The following is a 21,889-nucleotide window of genomic DNA, read 5'->3' on the forward strand; positions in this document are numbered from 1 at the left end:
TTTCGTGTGCGCTGTGTCTTCGCCCAGCGCCCGCCGGGACTAGGCGGATTTACGGCTGTCCCGGGGGTGAACCGCGATGTTCATCGCCCCCGAGCGCAGAACCGCCAGACGCTCCTCGAGGACCTCTTCGAGTTCCTCACGGGTGCGCCGCTCCATCAGCATGTCCCAGTGGGTACGCGCAGGCTTGGCCTTCTTCTCCTCAGGGCCGTCGCCGTCGACGAGGAGTGCCTGGGCCCCGCAGACCTTGCACTCCCACTCCGGCGGAATCTCCGCCTCGACCGAGAAGGGCATCTCGAAACGGTGCCCCTTCTCACATGCGTACTCCACGGCCTGGCGCGGGGCCAGGTCGATACCGCGGTCCGTCTCGTAGCTGGTCACCACGAGGCGCGTACCGCGAAGAGCTCGCTCACTCATGAATCGTGCCTCCCGGGCTTGTCGCCCACAGGACAGGTGTCGCTGTCGTCGTCATCCGGTCAACGTCCGGTCGGCGGTAAAGATTCCCGTTCCGTGTCCCGTTCCGGGTCGTGCGTCGCCGTCGTAGCCGCAGCCTTGCTGACCAATGTCGTACCCACCGGCGCCCGGTTTGTCACATCTGCTAGCAGATGTCACCCAGCGTTTCGGCATCTTTGACGCGCAGTAACGGTACGCCTGGCAGGCCAAAGGCGTACACTACCGCCCTTTGGGGTTGAGCGCTAAATCGGCGTCTAGATCTTCTCCGGAACGGGGTTCCCCGCCTCGGCGACCGCCCGCCGCACCGGGACCCGCGCCAGCAGGGCGAAGCCGATCACGAAGAAGGCCACCAGCGAGATGATCGCGGAGCGATAACTTCCGGTGAGCTGGTAGGTGATGCCGAACAGCAGCGGCCCGAGCCAGCTCATCCCGCGGTCGCTCAGCTCGTACGCCGAGAAGTACTCGGCCTCCTTGCCGGGCGGCACGAGATGGGAGAACAGCGACCGCGACAGCGCCTGGCTGCCGCCCAGGACCAGCCCGATCCCGCCGGCCAGCACGAAGAAGAACACCGGTGCCTTCGCGGGCAGGAAGTACCCGGCGGCCAGCGTGACCGTCCACGCCACCAGCGAGCCCAGGATCGTGCGCTGGGCGCCGTAGGTCCGGGCCAGCCGCCCCATCGCCAGCGCCCCGGCCACGGCCAGCACCTGCACCAGCAGCACGGCCACGATGAGCGTCGACTGGGAGAGCCCCAGCTCCTGCGAACCGTAGACGGAGGCCTGGGTGATCACGGTCTGGATGCCGTCGTTGTAGATGAGGTACGCCAGCAGGAAGGCGAGCGTCAGCGGGTGCCGGCGCATGTCCCTGACCGTCGCCGCGAGCTGCCGGGCCCCGGGGGCCGCGGCGCCCTCCACGCGCGTGTGCCGGTCGCGCAGCCTGCGCAGCGGTATGAGCGTGAAGGCACCCCACCACAGGCCCGCCGAGGCCAGACAGATGCGGACCGCGGCGGTCTCGGTCAGACCGAAGGAGTCGTGCGCCGAGTACAGGACCAGGTTGGCGACCAGGACCGTGGAGCCCGCGCCGTAGCCGAAGGCCCAGCCCCGCGAGGAGACCGCGTCGCGCTCCTCGGGCGGGGCGATCTGCGGCAGATAGGAGTTGTAGAGCATCATCCCGACGGACTGCGCCGCGTTGGCCACCACCAGCAGCGCCCCGCCGAGCAGATACCGGTCGCCGTCCAGGAAGAACATGCCCGTGGTCGCGGCGGCCCCGGTGTACGCCGCAGCCGCGAGCAGCGGCTTCTTGCGGCCCGTGCGGTCGGCCGCGCTGCCCACGAGCGGCATCACCACGACGGCCAGGAGCACCGACAGGGACACCGAGTAGGCGAAGAAGGAGCCCGCCCGGACCGGGACGCCCAGCGGATGCACATAGCCGTCGGCGTCCGCGGCCCGCCGGGCGACCGCGGTGAGGTAGGGCCCGAGGAAGACCGTCACCACGCTCGTCGAATAGACCGAGCAGGCCCAGTCGTAGAAGTACCAGCCGTGCTGCTCGCGCCGCAGGCCGGCTCTCTCGTCCGCCGCCCGCGTCCCCAGGGTGTCGGTTTCCACCCGTGCCCTCGCTTCCCCGTTCCATGCGAAGGCTCGGCCCCGGCGGCCGGGCGGTCAGACCCAGACGCCGCGGTCCTCCATGACCTTGCGCAACGTGTCGATGTGATCGGTCATGATGCCATCGACTCCCAGGTCCAGGAGCCGGTGCATGCGCTCCGGTTCGTTGATCGTCCACACGTGCACCTGAAGCCCGTACGCGTGGGCGGCCCGGACGAAGCGGTGGTCGACCACCGGGACGCCCGACTGGGCCTCGGGCACCTGCGCGGCGACGGCGGACCGGCGCACGGCGGCCGGCAGGCCCCACGAGCGCAGCCGCAGGCTCAGCACCCCGCGCGTGCCGAACGACGTGGCCAGCCGCGGCCCGGCCAGCCGCTGGGCGCGCAGCACCCGGGCCTCGGAGAACGAGCCCACGCAGACCCGGTCCCAGGCGTCCATGCGCTCGATGAGGTCGAGCGTGGGCCGCAGCGCGGGCTCCGCCTTGATGTCGACGTTCCAGCGGACCTCGGGGAAGGTCTCCAGCAACTCCTCGAACAGCGGCACCGGTTCACGGCCGCCCACGCGCGCGTGCCGTACGTCCTCCCACGGCAGGTCCGCGATCCGGCCCGCCCCGTCGGTGACCCGGTCCAGGGTCGAGTCGTGGAAGGCGACGAGCCGGCCGTCCGCCGTGGCGTGCACATCGGTCTCGATGTACCGGTAGCCCATCTCCACCGCGCGCCGGAACTGCACCACGGTGTTCTCGATGCCGTCGGCGGCTCCTCCCCGGTGGGCGAAGGGTATGGGGCCCGGGTGGTCGAGGTACGGGTGGCGTTTGCGCGGTGTCGTGAGGGTCACGGACGCAGTATCGCTCGTTTCGGTGTCGCTTCGGCAACGACCGCGCTTCGCGGCGATGCCGCCGGGACGGCGAACACCCGCAGGAACAGCTGCGCCAGCGGCCCGATGGACACCGCGTACAGCACGGTGCCGACACCGATGGTGCCGCCCAGCAGGAACCCGGTGACCACGACCGCCACCTCGATCCCGGTCCGTATCAGCCGGATCGAGCGGCCGGTGCGCCGGTGCAGTCCGGTCATCAGCCCGTCGCGCGGACCCGGACCGAAGCGCGCGGAGATGTACAGGCCGGTCGCCGCGCCGTTCAGCACGATGCCCGCGAGCAACAGCGGGACGCGTACGGCCAGCGAGTGCGCGTCCGGGACCAGCGCGAGCGTGCCGTCCATGGCGAGACCGATGACGAAGACGTTCGAGACCGTACCGAGGCCGGGGCGCTGGCGCAGTGGGACCCACAGGAGCAGCACCGCCGCGCCCACGATGATCGACACCACGCCGATGGTCAGCCCGGTGAGCTCGGCGAGGCCCTGATGCAGCACGTTCCACGGCTCCAGGCCCAGACCCGCCTCGACGAGCAGGGCCGAGCTCGCGCCGTAGAGCGCGAGCCCGGCGTACAGCTGGATCAACCGTCGTCCGAGTCGGTGCCGTGTGGACATGGGATACCCCCCTGGGTGGTGGCAGTGGCCTGGCGCATGTCACTCTGTGGCTTGGGATGAATCTCTATCCATGGCCAATTCGGGGAAGGTGGACTGATCGTCATGGCGCAGTGGACCTCTGCGATGGGGGCCGCGCAGCTCGCCCGGCTCCTGAAGTCCCAGCAGGACCGCCCGGCCGGCCCCGGCACCCGCCGCCCGCCCGCCTACCGCGCCCTCGCCGACGGCATCCGGCTGCTGGTGCTCGAAGGGCGCGTCCCGGTCGCCGCCCGGCTGCCCGCCGAACGCGAACTCGCCGTCGCCCTGTCCGTGAGCCGCACCACCGTCGCCGCCGCCTACGAGGCGTTGCGCACCGAGGGCTTCCTGGAGTCCCGGCGCGGAGCCGGCAGCTGGACCGCCGTACCGGCGGGCAACCCGCTGCCCGCGCGTGGCCTCGAACCGCTGCCCCCCGAGGCGCTGGGCTCGATGATCGACCTGGGCTGCGCCTCGCTCCCGGCCCCCGAGCCCTGGCTCACCCGCGCCGTGCAGGGCGCCCTGGAGGAACTGCCGCCGTACGCCCACACGCACGGCGACTACCCGGCCGGCCTGCCCGCCCTGCGCTCGATGATCGCCGAGCGGTACACCGCGTGCGGGATCCCCACCATGCCCGAGCAGATCATGGTGACGACCGGCGCGATGGGCGCCATAGACGCGATCTGCCATCTCTTCGCCGGCCGCGGCGAACGGATCGCCGTGGAGTCCCCGTCCTACGCCAACATCCTGCAGCTGATGCGCGAGGCCGGCGCCCGTCTGGTCCCGGTCGCGATGGCCGAGGGCCTCTCCGGCTGGGACGTGGACCGCTGGCGCCAGGTGCTGCGCGAGGCCGCGCCCCGACTCGCCTATGTCGTCGCCGACTTCCACAACCCCACCGGCGCGCTCGCCGACGACGACCAGCGGCGCCGGCTGGTGGACGCGGCACGCTCGGCCGGCACGGTGCTCGTCGCCGACGAGACGATGACCGAGTTGTGGCTGGACGAGGAGTACGCGGGCGACGGCATGCCGCGCCGGGTCTGCGCCTTCGACCCGGCCGGCTCGACCGTCATCACGGTCGGCTCGGCCAGCAAGGCCTTCTGGGCGGGCATGCGGATCGGCTGGGTGCGGGCGGCTCCGGACGTCGTCCGCAGCCTGGTCGCCGCCCGGGCGTACGCCGATCTCGGCACGCCGGTGCTGGAGCAGCTCGCCGTCAACTGGCTCTTCAGCACGGGGGGTTGGGAGCAGGCGGTGGAGCTGCGCCGGGCCCAGGCCCGGGAGAACCGGGACGCGCTGGTGGCGGCGATCCGGCGCGAGCTGCCGACGTGGGAGTTCGAGATTCCCCAGGGCGGTCTGACCCTGTGGGTCCGCGCCGGCGGGCTGTCCGGCTCCCGGCTCGCCGAAGCGGGGGAGCGGACCGGCGTCCGCGTTCCCTCCGGGCCCCGGTTCGGTGTGGACGGCGCGTTCGAGGGTTATGTGCGGCTGCCGTTCACCGTCGGGGGAGCGGTGGCGGAGGAGGCCGCGGTCCGGCTGGCCGCGGCGGCCCGGTTGGTGGAGACGGGCGGTACGGGGGGCGCGGAGGCGCCGCGTACGTTCGTGGCCTAGCGGCCTGGCGGGTCGGGGCGCGTCGGAGCCGGTCGTGCAGTTCCCCGCGCTCCTTCGGGCGCTGCTACCCGGTTGCCTCCGCGGTCACCGGCGCCGCGTCGACCGTCGGCTTCGTGAGATCCGTCGGCTTCGTGAGCTCCGTCCGCTCCGCAGGCTCGGTCGGCTCGGCCTCCACCGCAGTGGCCCGCGGTGGCAGCAGCTCCAGCACCGCCTGCCGGTCGGCGTCGCTGGTCGCGTCGTCGTACGGATCCGGCGTACGCGGCACCTGAAGCCGATGCACGGGACCCGACCCCAGCCGCGCATAGCCCCGCCCCGGCGGCACATACCCCAGCGGCGTGGTGTGCGGCGGAGCCCCCAGCACCGCCTCTGCCTGCCGCGGCGCAACGGGCCCGAGCACGACACGCGCGCGTGTGTGCTGCCGTACCGCATCGCTCAGGGCATCCGCGCTTTCCAACTCCTCGGCCACCACTACGGTCACGTTCGCCGCCCGTCCGTGCCGCAGCGGTGCCTGGAGCAGCGTCTGCGGGTCCTTGCGGCCCTCCGCCGCGGCGAGGTGGGCGAAGACGGACGGCCGGTCCAGCATGATCCACAACGGGCGCCGGGCGTCGGGCGGCGGCGGGTCGCCCGCCTGCCGGGCCAGGTTGATGGCGATGAGCCGCCGCTCGGTCTCCTGCGCGGCCCACTCCAGACTCGCCAGCGCCCCGGGCAGCGCGCACTCCACGGCCAGCACACCGTCCCGGCCGGTCAGACACGCGTACTCGCCGGTGCCGCCACCGTCGACGATCAGGGCGTCGCCGTACTGGAGGGCCTGCAGGGCGATGGAGCGCAGCAGCGTCGAGGTGCCGCAGCCGGGGTGGCCCATGGCCAGCAGGTGCGGCTCGGTGGAGCGGACGCCGGTGCGCCAGACGACCGGCGGTACGTCGATCTGCTCCTCGCCGTAGGAGAGGGGGAGCGTGCGCTGGACCTCGCTCGGGTCGGTGAAGCCGAGGACGGTCTCGCCGGGCGCGGTGACGAAGTGCTGGGCCGGGATGTCGGCCGGCAGCGGGGGCAGCACCGTGACGGTGAGCTGGTTGCCCTCCTCGTCCCACGCGAAGCGGTACTCGCGGCCCCGCCCGGCCTTCGCGGTGAGCAACTGCTCGATCCGCGCGCGAGCGTCGGGCTCGCCGTCCGGGAAGTATGCGGGGTAACGGATCACGAGATGACCGACGCGCCCGGCGTCGTCGAACTCGTGGGCGGTGAGCGCCTTCTCCCACTCCCCGCCGTGCGCGTACAGCGGCGCCGGGTCCTCCGCACTGGAGAAGTACGGCACCAGGGCTTCGTAGAGGGACTGGAGCCGTTCGGCCCGGGACTCGTCGGGCCCCTCGGAGTCGGGCGGGGTGCGCTCGCGGCCCTGCCAGGCCGCCGCCGCCAGCATGGTGATGACAGCGAGCAGCGGCCCGTACGGCACCAGTGACACGGCCAGGATCACGGAGGCCACCAGGAACAGCAGCGGCCCGCGCTTGTCCTTGGGCGTGTCCGCCCATCTGCGCCGCCCGGCCGAGGCCAGCCGGCGCAGCCCGCGCGAGACGGTGATCAGCGGGTGGAGGACATCGGTGGCGCTGTCGGCCGCCGTCCGGGCCAGTTCCCTGCTCCGGGCGAGCTGCGTCCGGGCGATCTGGGCGCTGTCCTTGCTCAGGATGCGGGGGAGAGGGCGCCGGGCCACGTCTGTCTCCTGGTGGTGCGTACGGGCGAGGTCAGAACTTGATGCCACCGAGGAGGCTCGCCAGGCTCTCGCCGCCGGCCTTGATGCTGGGGGCGATGCCCGTGCTGGCCAGGTAGAAGCCGAACAGCGCCGAGGTGCATGCGTGCGAGCCCTTGAGGCCGTCCTTGCGGAAGAAGAGGAAGACGACAACGCCGAGAAACATGACGCCTGAGACGGAGAGGATCATTTCGGACCTCCTGGTGTCGAAGGTGGGGGGCAGTCACCATGAGTTCTTCCAGGATCACAGGATGTATCTATACGATTAAAGGTGCAACTGGGTGAAATCCAGCCGATTTCCCCCAATTAGCGGATTGTTTCCGGCCGTGTCGAGTCGGGCGGTTGCCTCCGGTGGCTGCTGTTGCTGATCTTTACCTCGGGCACATCCGGTCATGTGCCGCGCGAGCCAGTACGCTGGCGATTCACTCGTACGGCCGTGTTCCGCTCGCTGCCGTACGCTCCCCGAAGTCCCCGAAGTTGCAGGAGAGGCGGTCCGCCGATGAGTGAAGCCCCCGACCCCGAGGTCGTGGAGCTGGCGACCAAGATCTTCGATCTGGCCCGGCAGGGCCGGACCGAGGCGCTCGTGGCGTACGTCGACGCCGGCGTTCCGGCCAACCTCACCAACGACCGCGGCGACTCCCTGGTGATGCTCGCCGCCTACCACGGCCATGCCGAAGCGGTGCGCGCCCTGCTCGCCCGGGGCGCCGCGGCGGACCAGGTCAACGACCGGGGGCAGACCCCGCTCGCGGGTGCCGTCTTCAAGGGCGAGACAGAAGTGATCAAGGCTCTTCTGGAGGGCGGAGCCGACCCCGCGGCGGGGACGCCGTCGGCCGTCGACACCGCCCGGATGTTCGGCAAGGCGGAACTCCTGGAGCTGTTCGGCGCGCACTGACGCGCCTGTCCTGACCAGGTACGACACAGATAACGGGGGAGGCGGTAAAGGGCCGCCGGAAATACGGTCGCGGCAGCACACACCGCGGGTCATCATGGCGACGTGATTCACGGACGCGATGGCTGGGCAGGTGTTGCCGCACCGCGCGGGCCGTGATGCGGTCCGCATGGGCCACCGACGAGAGGCAGACAGAGATGGTCTTCAGCAAGCAAGAGACGGCGGGCGCTCCGACGTTGTGTCACGCGGCCAGGTAGTGCGTGTTCTCCGGTTGCGTCGACGCTTGATGTGAGGCTGTTTCCCATGTTCGATCCGGTCATAGCGCCCAGCGGTACGCTGCTCGGCCTGCTCCAGCGGGGCCGTGGCGACGGCACGCTGCACGCGCTCACCGCCCCGCGCGCCGAAGCGCTCGCGGCCCTGAACCAGTGCGTGCTGCGCGATCCCCGCCACGACTGGCAGGTGGAGAACCGCTCCCTTTACTACGCCCGGCTCTACCTCGACCTGAACGGCGAACTGGACGCGATCGAGGCACACCTCTTCGACTCCGAGGACGTCCTCGACACCGAAGAGTCCCGTACCGGCCTCGCCCTGGCCGTTCTCGGGCACCTCGCCTCCTACGGCAGGCGGGACGCGCTCGACTTGTTGCGCCGGTACGCCGCCCAAGGCTCCAACTGGGCCTGGGCTCTGGACGAGCTGGCCCTCAGGGACGACGACGCGGGCCTGCGCGCCCTCGCCGCCCCCGTCCTGGCCCGCTTCGGCACCGACCCCGAGGGCGAGGCCGAGCTGGCCTGCGCCGTCCGGGACGCCTTCGAGCCGAGGCCCTGGCGGCTGTGGGCCGAGGATCCGCGCGAATCGATCGCCACGCGCGTACGTGCCGCGCAGGAGACCGGCTGCTTCGACCGCTGGCAGCGCCAGATGCGGCCCACCGGCCCACGGCCCGGCTGGAGCGTGCGCGCCGTCTTCGAGTGGGCCCAGCAGGGCATGGAGCGCGGCGCCGCCCTCCATGTGCCGGCCGCCCGTTGCCTGGCCGCCGTGGCCGGCCCCGAGGACCGGCCGGAGATCCTCCAGGCCGCCCGCGGCGGCATCGTCGGCGCCCGCTGCACCGCACTGCGCTACCTCGCCGAGAGCAACGACCCCGACGCCCTCGACCTGATCGAGGCCGCTGTCGCCGACGGTACGACCGTCGTCGTGGAGGCCGCCGTCGACTCCTTCGAACGGATGCGCAGCGTCGCCGCCGTCGACCGCGCGCGCCGCTGGGCCCAGCGCCCCGACGAGCTCGGGACCGCCGCCGGACGCATGCTCGCCTGCCGCGGCGGCGTCCAGGACCGCGACCTCGTCCTCGGCGCCCTCCGCGAGGCCGTACGCGGCGAGGGCCCCGACGCGCCCACACTGTGGACCCTCGTCGACGGCACCGGCCGCCTCGGCATCGCCTGCGCCGCCCCCGTGCTGCGTCACATCTACCGCGAGACGGCCTCATCCCATCTCCGCGGCCGCGCCGCCCGCGCCCTGGCCGCCACCGATCCCTCCTTCGCCACCGGCTTCGCCGTCGAATGCCTGTGGGACTGCGAGGAGACCACCCGCGAACTCGCCGCCCGCCACGCCGAGACCGGTGACGCCCGGGTCGTGGAGCGACTGCGCCGCCTGGCCGCCGATCCGGCCGAGGAGGCGGAGGTCCAGACGGCCGTACGCAGCCGCTTCGGACCCGACGCCGCCCTCGGCTGAACCGCGCTCCCGCGACCCGTACACCCGGCCGACGCGCACCCGCCTGGTGAACACCGGGTAGCTCACAGGTCAGGCGGTCATGACGGCCGTCTGGCCTGCTCGGGTGTGCAGCTCAACGCTCATGGGACGTTTTCCGGGCGGAAAGATCGAAGTTGACGCGGCCACGTTCGGCGCGGCGACAACACCCGTATGCGTGTCGTCATCGTGACCGAATCCTTTCCCCCCGATGTGAACGGCGTGGCCCACTGCGCGCTCCAGACCGCCCGGCACCTCGTAGATCGCGGTCACCATCCGCTCGTCGTCGCCCCCGCCCCCGCTCCGGGCAGCGGACCGGACACGGACGCCCCGTGCCCGGTCGTCCGGATCCCCTCCCTCCCGCTCCCCGGCTACCCCCAGGTACGCGTCGCCCTCCCCAGCCGGCGCCTCGCCGCGGCGCTCCTCCAGCACCGCGCCGACCTGGTCCATCTCGCCAGCCCCTTCGTCCTCGGCGTCCGCGGCATGGCCGCCGCCGCCAAGCTCGGCATCCCCGCCGTCGCCGTCTACCAGACCGACCTCGCCGGATACGCCCGTACCTACATGGGCGCCGGAGAGGCGGCCGCATGGCGGCGGATCCGTTCCGTGCACGCCGCCGCCGACCGCACCCTCGCCCCCTCCAGCGCCGCCCTCGGCGACCTGGAGGCACACGGCGTACCCCGGGTCCGGCTGTGGCCGCGCGGCGTGGACACCGTACGTTTCCGGCCAGACCTGCGTGACGAGGCGCTGCGCCGCGAACTCGCCCCGAACGGCGAGGTGATCGTCGGCTACGTCGGCCGGCTCGCCCCCGAGAAGCACGTCGAACTCCTCGCCGGCGCCTGCGGCCTGGACGGCGTCAAGGTCGTGGTCGTCGGCGACGGGCCCAGCCACGTCCACCTCACCGAGGCGCTGCCCGGCGCCGCCTTCCTCGGCCGGCGCACCGGGGGTGACCTGGCGCGGATCTTCGCCTCGCTGGACCTGTTCGCGCACACCGGCCCCTTCGAGACGTTCTGCCAGACGGTCCAGGAAGCCATGGCCAGCGGCGTCCCGGTCGTCGCCCCCGCCGCCGGCGGCCCGCTCGACCTGGTCGCCCACGGCCGCACCGGATACCTGGTACCGCCGTGCGACGCCGAGGCCGTGCGGGAAGCCGTCCGCGAACTGGCCGCCGACCGGGCGCGGCGGACCGCGTTCGGCAAGGCCGCGCGCACGATGGTCGAGGGCCGCACCTGGGCCGCCGTCGGCGACCAGCTGATCGCCCACTACGACGATGTCCTCGCGGCACGGAAGACGGTGGTGGCGGCATGACGGGCCAGTCCCTGCGCATCGTCCGGCTCGCCAACTTCGTCGCCCCGGCCTCCGGCGGTCTGCGCACCGCCCTGCGCGAGCTGGGCAAGGGCTTCCAGGCGGCGGGCCACGAGCCCGTCCTGATCGTGCCCGGCGAACGGCACACCGACCGCGACACCGAGCAGGGCCGGGTCATCACCCTGCCCGGCCCGCTGCTGCCCGGAACCGGCGGCTACCGCGTCCTCACCGACAAGCGGCGCGTGGCCGCCCTCCTGGAGGAGCTGGCCCCGGACCGCCTGGAGGTCTCCGACCGTACGACCCTGCGCTGGACCGGCCGCTGGGCCCGCCGCGCGCGCGTGCCCGCCGTGATGGTCTCCCACGAGACCGCCGACGGCGTGCTGCGCACCTGGGGCCTGTCCGAGAACCTCTCCCGCCGGGCCGCCGACGCCCTCAACACCCGTACCGCGCACGTCTACTCACGGGTGGTGTGCACCACCGAGTTCGCCGAGCGCGAGTTCGTGCGCATCGGCGCGCGCAACGTCGTACGCGCCCCCCTGGGCGTCGACCTCATGGAACGCCACCCCGCGCTGCGCGACCCGGCGCTGCGCACCCTGCACGCGCGCGGAGGCGAGGCGCTGCTCGTCATGTGCTCCCGGCTGTCCGTGGAGAAGCGGCCCGGCACGGCCCTGGACGCCCTGGAGGCGCTGCTCAGGCGCGGGCGGCGGGCGGTGCTCGTGGTGGCCGGGGACGGGCCGCTCAAGCCCCGCCTGGAGCAGCGCGCGCGGGAGCACGGGCTGCCGGTGACCTTCCTCGGGCACGTCTCCGACCGGGACGCGCTCGGCGCCCTCCAGGCCACCGCCGACGTCGCCCTCGCGCCCGGGCCCGCCGAGACCTTCGGGCTCGCGGCCCTGGAGGCCATGGCGTGCGGTACGCCCGTCGTGGCCAGCGCCTCGTCCGCGCTGCCCGAGGTCATCGGCTCCGCCGGAGCCACCGCGACCGACCGGGGCGAGGCCTTCGCGGACGCCGTGGAACTGCTCCTGGACCGCGGCGAGCCGGCACGGCGTGAAGCGGCACGCGCGCGTGCGGAGTGCTTCGGCTGGGGAACGGCCGTGGAGGCATTCCTGGCGGCCCACGACGCGGAGGTGCTCAGCCCCACCGGGGTCGGCCGCACCGTGCCGGAGGGCGTGGCATGAGACCCGTCCGCTTCGTCGCCCTCGGGGACTCGCTGACCCAGGGCGTGGGGGACCCCGCCGGGGACGGCTGGCGGGGCTGGGCCGCGCTGCTCGCGCCCTCCCTCGCCGAGACCGCCGACGCCGTGAAGTTCACCAACCTCGCCGTCAGCGGCGCGCAGACGCGGGACGTGCTGGAGCGGCAGACACCGGCCGCCCTCGAACTCCGTCCCGACCTGGTGTCGGTGGTGATCGGCGTCAACGACACACTGCGCCACACCTTCGACATCCAGGCGGTGGCCGCCCACCTGGACGAGGTCTACGCGACCTTCGCCCGCGAGGGCGCCGCCCTCCTCACCGCCTGCCTGCCCGACCCCGGCGCGATGCTGGGCCTGCCGGGCGCCCTGGCCCGTCCGCTGGCCCGCCGGCAGCGGGCCGTCAACACGATCGTCCACGCGCTGTCCGAACGCTACGGCGCCGTCCACCTGCACGCCGCGGACGGTGCCTGGATCACCGACCGGGCGCTGTGGAGCGCGGACCGGCTGCACCCGGGCGAGCGCGGGCACCGGCAGCTCGCCGTCCGCTTCCACGCCCTGCTCACCGAGGCGGGCCGAGCGACCGGCCAACCGCCGTCGCCCGAACCGGAGTTCCCCGCCCCCACCAAGGCGGCGAGCCTGCTGTGGCTCGCCACGGCCGGCACCGCCTGGGTGGCCCGGCGCTGCAAGGACCTGCTGCCCCAGCTGCTGCGCCTGGCCGCCGACGAACTGCACCACCGGGCGCGGGGCACCACCACCCGCCTCGACCTGAGTGCCTCGGCGGCGGTGTCCGCGGCCCTGGCTTCCCTGGCGAACCCCACCACCGAGGACGCCGAGGCTCAGCGGCGCCCGGCCGGCGCCGGCCCGACGGGGCTTGCGGGTGCGGGACGGGCGGCTTCCTCGGGTGGGGGTGCGGCCTGTGAGTCCGCGGCTCCCGGTGCGGTCCGGGTGGCCTCCTCGGCCGGGGGTGCGCGCTCTGGGGGGTCGATTCCGGGTACGGCCCGCGCGGCTTCTGCTGCAGGTGCGGCCGCTGGGGTCACAGTGCCAAGTGCCGCCCCGGTGGCTTCGGTTGGGACTGCGGTCGCCGAGGTCACGATTCCGGGTGCGGTCCGGGCCTCCTCGGTCGGGGGTGCGGCTTCCGGGAGTGCGATGCCGGGGACTGCCCACGCGGTTGCGGGCGCGGCTTGTGGGGGTGCGGTGCCGGGTACCGCCCGCGTGGCTTCAGCCGGGGGTGCGGCCTCTGCGGCCACGATTCCGGGTGCGGTCCGGGCGGCCTCCTCGGGTGCGGCTGCGGTCTCTGGGGGCGCGATCCTGGGCAACGCCCGCGCGGCCTCGGTTGCGGTTGCGGACCTCGAGGCCACGGGTCCGGATACTGCGGGCCCGGCCGGCGTGCCGGATGCGGCCTGCGCGGCCGTCGGCACGCAGGCGGCGCGGACCACCCCTGTGGTCACCGGGTAGCGTCCGGCGGTCGAGGGGCCGCCGAGCCGATCTCCTGGCCCTCGTGCGGGCGGGCCTGGACTGTGCCGGGCCCCAGTGCCACCGGGGAGTTCACCGGGCTGGGCGCGCGCCGGCGCGCGCCCCTCGGTGGCCCTCAGCCCTCCGGCTCGGTTGCCGGCGTGTCCCCGCGTGGCCGCCCCGGCGGATTCAGACGATGCCCACCAGCCGGTACGTCCGCAGCGCACGGCACCGCCGTACACGGCCGGCAGCAGTCCGCTCTCCCGGTTGCACAGGGAATCGTTCAACGATCCTTCAATACCCATGTTGTTTCGTCCCGGTGCGTGCGATTGAATTCCGGGCATGGCAGAGCAGCTGACGGCACTGGCCGACGATCGTGCGCTCCTGGGGCGTACGAGCACGGCGGAGCGGGTTTCGGACATCCTCCGGAGCCGTATCGCCGACGGGTTCTTCCCGCCCGGCACCCGGCTGTCGGAGGACGGCATCGGCGGGGCGCTCGGGGTCTCCCGCAACACCTTGCGCGAGGCGTTCCGGCTGCTCACACACGAGCGCCTGCTGATCCACGAACTCAACCGCGGTGTGTTCGTCAGGGTCCTGACCGTCGAGGACGTCGAGGACATCTACCGCACGCGCTCCCTGGTCGAGTGCGCCGTCGTGCGCGGCCTCGGCGAGCCGCCGTACCGGCTGGACGGCGTGGCCGCGGCCGTCGCCGAGGGAGAGGCGGCGACCGCGCAGAACGACTGGAAGGCGCTGGGCACCGCCAACATCCACTTCCATCGGGAACTGGTCGCCCTCGCCGGCAGCGAACGCACCGACGAACTGATGCGCAGCGTCTTCGCCGAGCTGCGGCTCGCCTTCCACGTCGTCGACGACCCGCGCCGGCTGCACGAGCCCTACCTCGCCCGCAACCACGAGATCCTCCAGGCGCTGCAGGCCGGCGACAAGGGCGAGGCCGAGCGGCTGCTGGAGACCTACCTCACCGATTCACTGGAGCGGGTGGTGGAGGTGTACCGCCGACGGGTCGCCCCGTAAGGGGAGCGGGGCCGTACCGATCTGCGGCCGGGCCGCGGGGGCGCGACCAGCCACCGGCGGCCCGCGCCCGGGCATCACCCCGCAGGCCGGTCGCCAAACCGGCAGAGCCTCTCGTTTGGGTCGATGTCAGACCGAGGACCTAGTCTGTGCACCGTGACTTCGCCTGCACCGACGGACAGCGTTCCGCCCCAGCTCAGCGCGGGGCCGCGCCCGGCATCGGGCCCGGCCGCCGACGAGGGGCTGGCGCGGCGGCTGCGCGCGCTCGCCTGCACCGCGCCGCTGCACGACCTCGACGCACGCAAGGCCAACCTGGCCGGTGAGTACTCGGTGTACGGCATGGCCGAGGTGGCCCTCGCCGCCATCGACTTGGTCACACTCAACATGGACTTCGACACCGGCGCCGACCACGAGCAGATCGTGGCCCGGCTCGTCCCGCGCATCGCCGCCCAGGCCCCCCGCCGTCCCACCGCCGAGCACGAGCGCGTGGCCCGCTGGGTCCTGGAGAACCTGATCAACGTCGGCAGCGTCGACCGCGGCTTCCGCGCCGTCTACGGCACCTTCGCGCCGGACGGGACATACGTCCGCAGGGACTACGACTTCAAGCTCATCGAAGAGGTCCCCGGCCCCGGCGGCACGGTCTATCTGCGGACGACGGACGAGGCGGTCAACGTCCTGGTCGGCGCCCTCGACACCGACGTCACCAGCGCCCAGATCGCCGCCGAGGTCAAGCTGGAGGTGCTGATCAGCCGCGGCCGGCTCGCCGACGCCCAGCTCGCCGCCGAGCAGGCCCGCTACCGCACGGTGCAGTACTCGGAAACCCTGCGCCGCGCCCTGGAGGCCACCCGGCGCAACGTCCGCGCGGTCGACTGGCTCAGCGCCGTGCCCGACATGATCGCCGAGGCCCTGGACCACGTGGCCGACCGCTACCGCCACGAGAACGCGATCCTCACCAACATCCGCAAGGCCCGCGACGAGACCGAGGAGCCCGGGCACAAGCGGCGCGCCGCGGAACTGGTCGACATCGTCAAGGACTGCATCCGGCGGCACACCCAGCTCCAGTCACGCCTGCTGGAGGCGGGCCCGCTGTTCCGTGCCGAGCAGGACCGGCAGGCCTTCGCCACGCCCGCGACCACGTCCGGGATCGACCTGTACGGCCATCTCGTCGCCCCCGTCCTGCCGTTGCCCCTGGAGCAGGCGATCCGGGTCACGGACGCGTTCTTCGCGAAGGGCACGGGTCTGCGCACGCCCGTGTCGGTGCGGGTCGGCGACCTCGTCGACATACTGCTGACGCCGCCGGTGGAGCGGGAGCATCTGGGCGCGGAGATGCCGGAGCCGGATCTGATCGCGACACCGGACGACAGCCGGTTCAGCGAGGAGCAACTGGCCGCCGCGATGGCCTTGCTGGACCTGCCGGCCGACGCGCCGCGCAGGCTGTCGGGGCTGCTGGCCGAGTCCCGGCGCACCGGTGACCCCGATCTGGCCTATCTGGTGGCCCTGCTGGCCGTCCACGCGGCCAGCCCGGCTGTCGGCACCGCCTACCGGCAGGGCGAGGAGAAGCTCCTGTTCGCCGTCGACGACGGGACCGAGCTGGACGACCCCGAGTTCGGCGGTGCCGACCTGATCGTGGGGACCGCCCTGCTGGACGCGGCCGGGATGGCGGCGGACAGGACCGAAGCAGCATGAGTGAGCCACAGCGTGACAAGGAGCCCCGACCGTGACCGAGCACGTCGACCGGAGTGAGCCCGAGCCCGCCGCCGCGCCGGCCGGTTCCGCCGTCACCCCCGCCGACGCCGCCGACGCGGCGCGGCTCGTCGCCTTCGGGCTGCAGCCCAAGCTGCAGCCCGCGCGCGACCAGGAGTACACGGAGCTGCTGCGCCGGTACCGCGAGGACCCGGCGTTCGCGCGGCTCGCCGACGCCGTCGCCGCCGGTCTGGGGCTCGTCGTGCTGGAGGTGTCGCCGCGTGCGGGCATGGCCGTGACGGCCGCCGAGGACTCGGTGTTCGCCGTCCGCATGGGTGACTACGCGCGTCGCACCGCCGCCGACTCCGGCGACCGCTTCCTGCACGGGCTCGCCCATCTCGCCGTCGCCGCACTGGCGTTCCCCCGCCCGGAGGACCTGGCCGACGACTCCTACATCGGCCGCGTCACCGTCAACGGCGTCGACGCCTTCGTACGGCAGGCCTGCCGGCGTCTGGAGGAGCGGGCGGAGGAACTGGGCGAGAACACCGACCCGGCGACCGATGCACCCGGCCTCGAGGCCGCCTGGCGGATCTGGGCCAGACGCAGCGCCACCGGAGCCACCAAGGACGCCCGCCGCCCGGCCGCCTCCACCACCGGCATCGTGGCCAAGGCCCTGGCCTTCCTCACCGACTCGGGCTTCCTGCAGCGCACCGGCGACGACGGCGGCGGCACGTACCGCACCACGGCCCGCTACCAGCTCCAGGTCCGCGACATGGCCGGCAGCGCCGCCATGGCCGAACTGCTCGAGCTGGGCGTCGTACCGGTGACCGACGGCACGGCCAGCCTGCTGCCCGCCGAGGACACCGCGGACCTGGAGCTGGTGGCCGACGCCGGGCTGCCGTTCCACTCCTGATCCCTGAACCACCGCACGTTTTTTTACCCTTACGAAGACTTACGACGAGAGTCCGCCATGTACGAGCTGTCCCGGGTCCGCCTCTACTCCATCGGTCCCGCCGGTGCGCGCTACGCCGACACCGTGCTTGACCTGCGGGGTGTCGGCGAGCCCGTGCCCGACCCGGCGCCCACGCAAGCGGAGTTCTTCGAGGAGGAGCCGTCCGGACCGCCGCGCCGCCCCGCGCCCGCGGGCGTGCTCTTCCTGGAGAACGGCGGCGGCAAGTCCGTCCTGCTCAAGCTGATCTTCTCGGTGATGCTGCCGGGCCACCGCAACACCCTCGGCGGCGCCAGCTCCGGTGTGCTCCGCAAGTTCCTCCTCGCCGACGACTGCGGGCATGTGGCGCTGGAGTGGCAGCATGTGCAGACCGGCGAGTGCGTCGTCGTCGGCAAGGTGAGCGAATGGCGCGGACGACAGGTGTCCAACGACCCGCGCAAGTTCGCCGAGGCCTGGTATTCGTTCCGGCCCGGGCCCGGACTGAGCCTGGACAACCTGCCGGTCGCCGAGTCCACCGCCGTACGGCCGCACGTCGAGGGCACCTCGGGCGCCCAGGGCCGGCGCCGCACCATGAAGGGCTTCCGTGACGCCCTGATGGAGGCGGGCAAGGCCTACCCGCATCTGGAGGTGCACTGGGAGGAGATCCACGACCGCTGGATCGAGCACCTCGGCGACCTCGGCCTCGACCCCGAACTCTTCCGCTACCAGCGGGAGATGAACGCCGACGAGGGCGAGGCGGCCGGTCTCTTCGCGGTCAAGAAGGACTCCGACTTCACCGACCTGCTGCTGCGCGCCGTCACCGACACCCGGGACACCGACGGCCTCGCCGACCTGGTCAGCGGCTTCGGCAACAAGCTGGGCCGACGCGCCGAGCTGATCGCCGAACGGGACTTCACCGCCGGCTCGGTCGACCTGCTCGGGCGGATCGTCGAGGCCGCCGACGCCCGCTCACACGCGCGTGACATCCACGCCGGCGCCGAGCGCCGTACCCGCACCCTCGCCCGGCGGCTGTCCGCACGGGCCGTACAGGAGCGGGTGCGGGCCGCCGACCTCGCCCAGCGGGTCACGGCCGCCGCCTACGCCGTCACGCACTCCGAGGGCGCCCGGGAGCGCAGCGCCCTGATCGCGGCCGAACTGGCCTACCGGCACGCCTCCTTGGCGCTCGCCGCCGCGGAGAAGTCCGCCGCCGCGCAGAAACGCGAGCTGGCCGACGCCCGCACCCTGCACTCCGCCTGGCAGGCCGCCGAAGCCGTGCTGCGCCACCGCGCCGCCGCCGACCGCGTCGCGCGCGTGTCCGCCGCCATCCAGGAGGCCGAGCGGGACGCGGCCCCCGCGCTCGCCGCGCGTGCCAAGGCCGCGGTCGACCTCGTACGGGCGCTCCACGCGGCCGCCGAGAACGCCGAGGCCCTCGCCAACGAGGAGGAGGAGCGTTCCGCCGCGCTGCAGGAGGCCGGCGACTCCGCCTACCGCGACTCCACCACCGCCGCGACCGAGGCACAGCGCGCCCGCAGCGAGGCCGGGCACCTGCGCCAGCGCCTCGCCGAGGTCGAGCAGGAGACCGCCGAGGCCGTCCGCGCCGGCTGGCTCGACGACAGCGCCCCGGACGCCGACCCGGCGCGTGCCGCGCTCGCCGCCAGCGATGCCGAGAAGACCGCCGTGGCCGCCTGGGACGCGGCCCGCGAGGCCGCCCGCAAGGTCACCGAGCACGCGCGCGAGGCGGCCTCCGCCGAGTCCCGCGCGGAGCTGACCGCCGCCCGCGCGGCGGACGCCGCGACAGCGGCCGACCGGGCCTACGAGGCCGAGCGGCGCCTCGCCGAGTCCCTGGCCGCCGAGGAGCGGCTCGCGGAACTGCTCAGCCTGCCGGGCGTGTCCGGTACGGGCCGGGCCGACGTGCCCGGACCCCGGACCGGAGCCGACGACCTCCCCGGCGGTCGGGCCGGTACGGCAACCGTCGGTGCCCGTTCCGAGGCGGAGACGTCCCCCCACGGCCGTACGGGCGCGGCTCGGAACGTGGCGGCCGACCCGGCCGGCGCCGCAGGGCCCTCCGCCGAAGGCCCCCTGACTCCCGAGCAACTCGACCGCTTCGCCGACGAGTTGCGCGAGCTCCTCGACGACGCCGTCTCGACCGCCGAACGGCACCTCTTCGAGCTGCGCACCGCGGCGGCCGACGACTCCCGGATCCTCGGCGCGCTCGGCGACGGCGGACTGCTGCCGCCCGGCCCGGACGTCCTGGCCACGGTGGAGTTCCTCGGCGAGCACGGCATCCCGGCACTGCCCGGCTGGCGCTACCTCGCCCAGGCCGTCGACCCCGCCGACCACGCGCGCGTGCTCGCCGCCCGGCCCGAACTGGTCGACGGCGTGATCATCACCGACCCGGACACGCACGCGCGTGCCCGCGATGCGCTCAGCGACGCCGCCCTGCTGCCCCGCTCCGCCGTCGCCGTCGGCACGGCCGCCGCCCTGCTCGCCCCGGCCCCCGCCGCCGACGCCGCCCCGGGCGATGTCTTCCTCGTGCCGCCGAACCCGGCCATGCACGACGAGCACGCCGCCGACGAGGAACGGCAGGCGCTGCGCGCGCGGGCCACCGAGCGCGACGAGGAGATCCGCACCCTCGCCGCCCGGCTGGGCAAGGACCGCGAACTGGCCGCCCGGCTCGCCTCCTGGCGCACCGGCTGCCCCGCCGGCCGCCTCACCGAACTGGGCCAGAGCGCCCAGGAAGCCCGCGCGTTCGCCGAGGAGGCCGAGGCCGAACTGGCCGAAGCGCGCACGGTGCGCGCGGAGGCCGACGAGGCCGCCGCCGAGGCCGCACAGGTCCGCGACGAGCGGCAGGAGGCCGCGCAGAAGGCCCGGCGCGCCGCCGACGCCCTCGCCGGCCTCGCCTACCGGCTGCGCGAGCGCGCCGGCTGGCAGGTGAAACTGCGTGAACTCGCCGACGAGGCCACCGAGTCCGAGGCCCGCGCCCAGACCTGCCTGGAGCGCGCCCGCGCCGCCGACGAGGACCGCCGCGCCGCCCAGCGCGCCGCCGACGACGCCCGCCGCACCGCGCGCGCCCTGCGCGCCGAACGCTCCGAGATCGCCGGCGCCCCGGACGACGTACCGGTCGAGGACGCGGACGCCCCCAAGGCGTCCCTGCCCGCCCTCCGCGAGGCCTACCGGGCCGCCTCCCAGGTGTACGAGAAGGTCGGCGTCGGCGCCGACCTGCGCGCCGAGCAGGCCCGCGCGGAGAGCGACGAGAGCGCCGCCCGCGCCGAACTGGACCGGCTCAGCAACAAGGTCCGCACCCGCGCCGAGCAGCTGCTGCAGTCGCCCGACGGCTCCGACGGGCCCTCCCGGCAGGCCGCCGCCGCCCGCGCGGAGGAGCTCGTGCAGCTCCTGGAGACCCGTATGTCGAGTGCGAGTGAGCAGCTCGGCCGGCTGCGCGGCGAGGCCGAGCGGCACGCCCCCGAGGACGGCGAGGCACACACCGAGCTGCCCGAGGAACTCCTGCCGCGCGACGCCGAGCACGCCCAGGCGCTGCTGCGCACGGCGACGGGCGAACTCGCGGCCCGCACCGAGGCACTGGCCGAGGCCCGCGAGGCACACTCCGAGCTGCTGGAGGCACACCGGGCCGCCGAGGACGCGGCCGGCGGCTTCGACGAGATCGCCGCGATGCTCCGCGACCTGCTGCGCGAGCACGCCCCCGAGGAGGAACAGGAGGAGCCGGAGCCGTACCCCGGCAGCCTGGAGGAGGCCCGGCACTCCGCGGCCGAGGCCCGCCGCTCGCTGCGCGGCTGCGCCGCCGACCTGTCCGCCGCCGAGGCGGCCGTGCGCGAGGCGAGCGACGTCCTCGTCCGGCACGCCAACGCCACGCGCTACGAGCAGGTCCGCACCCCCGCCCGGCAGCAGATCCGCGAACTGCCCGCCTCCGCACTGCCCGAGCACGCGCAGAAGTGGGCGGACGCGTTCGCGCCCCGGCTGCGCGTCCTGACCGACGAGCTCGCCCAGCTGGAGCGCAACCGCGACTCGATCGTCGACCGCCTCCGCGGCCTGGTCGAGTCCGCCCTCGCCACCCTGCGCTCCGCCCAGCGGCTCTCCCGCCTTCCGGAAGGCCTCGGTGAGTGGTCCGGCCAGGAGTTCCTGCGCATCCGCTTCGAGGAGCCCGACCAGGCCACACTCACCGAACGCCTCGGCGAGGTCATCGACGAGGCCACCCGCGCGGCCGTGAAGAAGAACTCCGACCTGCGCCGGGACGGCATGTCCCTGCTGCTGCGCGGTGTCGCGGCGGCGCTTCAGCCGAAGGGCGTGGCCGTCGAGATCCTCAAGCCCGACGCCGTACTGCGCGCCGAGCGCGTCCCCGTCGGGCAGATGGGCGACGTGTTCTCGGGTGGTCAGCTGCTCACGGCCGCCATCGCGTTGTACTGCACGATGGCCGCCCTGAGGTCGAACGACCGCGGGCGCGACAAGCACCGGCACGCCGGCACGCTGTTCCTGGACAACCCGATCGGCCGCGCCAACGCCACGTACCTGCTGGAGCTGCAACGGGCGGTGTCCGACGCGCTCGGCGTGCAGCTGCTGTACACCACCGGCCTGTTCGACACGACCGCCCTGGCCGAGTTCCCGCTGGTCATCCGCCTGCGCAACGACGCGGACCTCAGGGCGGGCCTGAAGTACATCAGCGTCGAGGAACACCTCCGGCCTGGCCTTCCGCCAGAGCCCCAGGCCGGAGAGGCGGTGCACAGCGAGATCACGGCGACACGGATGTTCAAGAAGCCGGTGAACACGCCGTAGCGGCGAGCCGCGGG

Annotated in this window: 15 protein-coding genes and 1 pseudogene; 10 read left to right on the top strand and 6 right to left on the bottom strand. The window is 73.7% G+C overall.

Features of this window, described 5'->3' with window-relative positions; genetic code table 11:
* Positions 1 to 39: 39 nt before the first annotated feature.
* The 4 genes from BFF78_RS34515 to yczE all read right to left on the bottom strand — a co-directional run bounded on the left by BFF78_RS34515 (position 40) and on the right by yczE (position 3,532).
* Positions 40 to 414: an RNA polymerase-binding protein RbpA gene (locus tag BFF78_RS34515; RefSeq protein WP_003977404.1), complete on the bottom strand. Its 375-nt coding sequence runs from the start codon at positions 412 to 414 to the stop codon at positions 40 to 42.
* Between the two features lie 290 nt (positions 415 to 704).
* Entirely contained in the window at positions 705 to 2,051 is a 1,347-nt protein-coding gene (locus BFF78_RS34520; protein WP_069782035.1) for an MFS transporter, read from the bottom strand.
* Positions 2,052 to 2,105: 54 nt separating this feature from the next.
* The gene (locus BFF78_RS34525) at positions 2,106 to 2,882 is read right to left on the bottom strand and encodes a glycerophosphodiester phosphodiesterase family protein (RefSeq protein WP_069782036.1); all 777 of its coding nucleotides are present in this window, start codon (positions 2,880 to 2,882) and stop codon (positions 2,106 to 2,108) included.
* Complete coding sequence (gene yczE / locus BFF78_RS34530) at positions 2,879 to 3,532, bottom strand: membrane protein YczE (protein WP_069782037.1); 654 nt, start codon at positions 3,530 to 3,532, stop codon at positions 2,879 to 2,881. The genes BFF78_RS34525 and yczE overlap by 4 nt, the downstream gene beginning before the upstream one ends.
* A 102-nt stretch (positions 3,533 to 3,634) precedes the next feature.
* Here yczE and BFF78_RS34535 point away from each other — a divergent pair, with 102 nt between their 5' ends.
* Positions 3,635 to 5,143: an SCO1417 family PLP biosynthesis transcription factor gene (locus tag BFF78_RS34535; protein ID WP_069782038.1), complete on the top strand. Its 1,509-nt coding sequence runs from the start codon at positions 3,635 to 3,637 to the stop codon at positions 5,141 to 5,143.
* Between the two features lie 64 nt (positions 5,144 to 5,207).
* On the opposite strand, the gene BFF78_RS34540 is transcribed toward BFF78_RS34535, so the two are convergent.
* Together BFF78_RS34540 and BFF78_RS34545 are read right to left on the bottom strand one after the other, a co-directional pair.
* Positions 5,208 to 6,845, bottom strand: coding sequence for a hypothetical protein (locus BFF78_RS34540; protein ID WP_069782039.1), 1,638 nt, complete (start codon positions 6,843 to 6,845; stop codon positions 5,208 to 5,210).
* Positions 6,846 to 6,876: 31 nt separating this feature from the next.
* The gene (locus tag BFF78_RS34545) at positions 6,877 to 7,071 is read right to left on the bottom strand and encodes a hypothetical protein (RefSeq protein ID WP_069782040.1); all 195 of its coding nucleotides are present in this window, start codon (positions 7,069 to 7,071) and stop codon (positions 6,877 to 6,879) included.
* Positions 7,072 to 7,380: 309 nt separating this feature from the next.
* Between BFF78_RS34545 and BFF78_RS34550 the strand changes: the two genes are divergently transcribed.
* The 9 genes and pseudogenes from BFF78_RS34550 (at position 7,381) to BFF78_RS34590 (ending at position 21,875) form a co-directional block, all read left to right on the top strand.
* Entirely contained in the window at positions 7,381 to 7,773 is a 393-nt protein-coding gene (locus BFF78_RS34550) for an ankyrin repeat domain-containing protein (protein WP_069782041.1), read from the top strand.
* A gap of 300 nt (positions 7,774 to 8,073) precedes the next feature.
* Entirely contained in the window at positions 8,074 to 9,492 is a 1,419-nt protein-coding gene (locus tag BFF78_RS34555; protein ID WP_069782042.1) for a HEAT repeat domain-containing protein, read from the top strand.
* Positions 9,493 to 9,681: 189 nt separating this feature from the next.
* On the top strand, positions 9,682 to 10,809 hold the full coding sequence (locus tag BFF78_RS34560; RefSeq protein WP_069782043.1) for a glycosyltransferase family 4 protein: 1,128 nt from the start codon (positions 9,682 to 9,684) through the stop codon (positions 10,807 to 10,809).
* Entirely contained in the window at positions 10,806 to 11,981 is a 1,176-nt protein-coding gene (locus tag BFF78_RS34565) for a glycosyltransferase (protein ID WP_069782044.1), read from the top strand. Before BFF78_RS34560 ends, BFF78_RS34565 begins: the two co-directional genes overlap by 4 nt.
* Positions 11,978 to 12,805, top strand: a pseudogene (locus BFF78_RS34570) (SGNH/GDSL hydrolase family protein); the annotation flags it as partial. The gene BFF78_RS34565 and the pseudogene BFF78_RS34570, both read left to right, overlap by 4 nt.
* Before the next feature lie 984 nt (positions 12,806 to 13,789).
* Positions 13,790 to 14,479 (top strand): GntR family transcriptional regulator, encoded by a 690-nt coding sequence (locus BFF78_RS34575; RefSeq protein WP_069782045.1) that lies wholly within the window; start codon positions 13,790 to 13,792, stop codon positions 14,477 to 14,479.
* A gap of 153 nt (positions 14,480 to 14,632) precedes the next feature.
* Positions 14,633 to 16,162, top strand: a complete 1,530-nt coding sequence (locus BFF78_RS34580) for a hypothetical protein (protein WP_069782046.1) — start codon at positions 14,633 to 14,635, stop codon at positions 16,160 to 16,162.
* A 31-nt stretch (positions 16,163 to 16,193) separates the two neighbouring features.
* On the top strand, positions 16,194 to 17,072 hold the full coding sequence (locus BFF78_RS34585) for a hypothetical protein (RefSeq protein ID WP_069782047.1): 879 nt from the start codon (positions 16,194 to 16,196) through the stop codon (positions 17,070 to 17,072).
* Between the two features lie 57 nt (positions 17,073 to 17,129).
* The gene (locus tag BFF78_RS34590) at positions 17,130 to 21,875 is read left to right on the top strand and encodes a hypothetical protein (protein WP_069782048.1); all 4,746 of its coding nucleotides are present in this window, start codon (positions 17,130 to 17,132) and stop codon (positions 21,873 to 21,875) included.
* Positions 21,876 to 21,889 lie beyond the last annotated feature (14 nt).

It is taken from the genome of Streptomyces fodineus (genome assembly GCF_001735805.1).
Lineage (GTDB): Bacteria > Actinomycetota > Actinomycetes > Streptomycetales > Streptomycetaceae > Streptomyces > Streptomyces fodineus.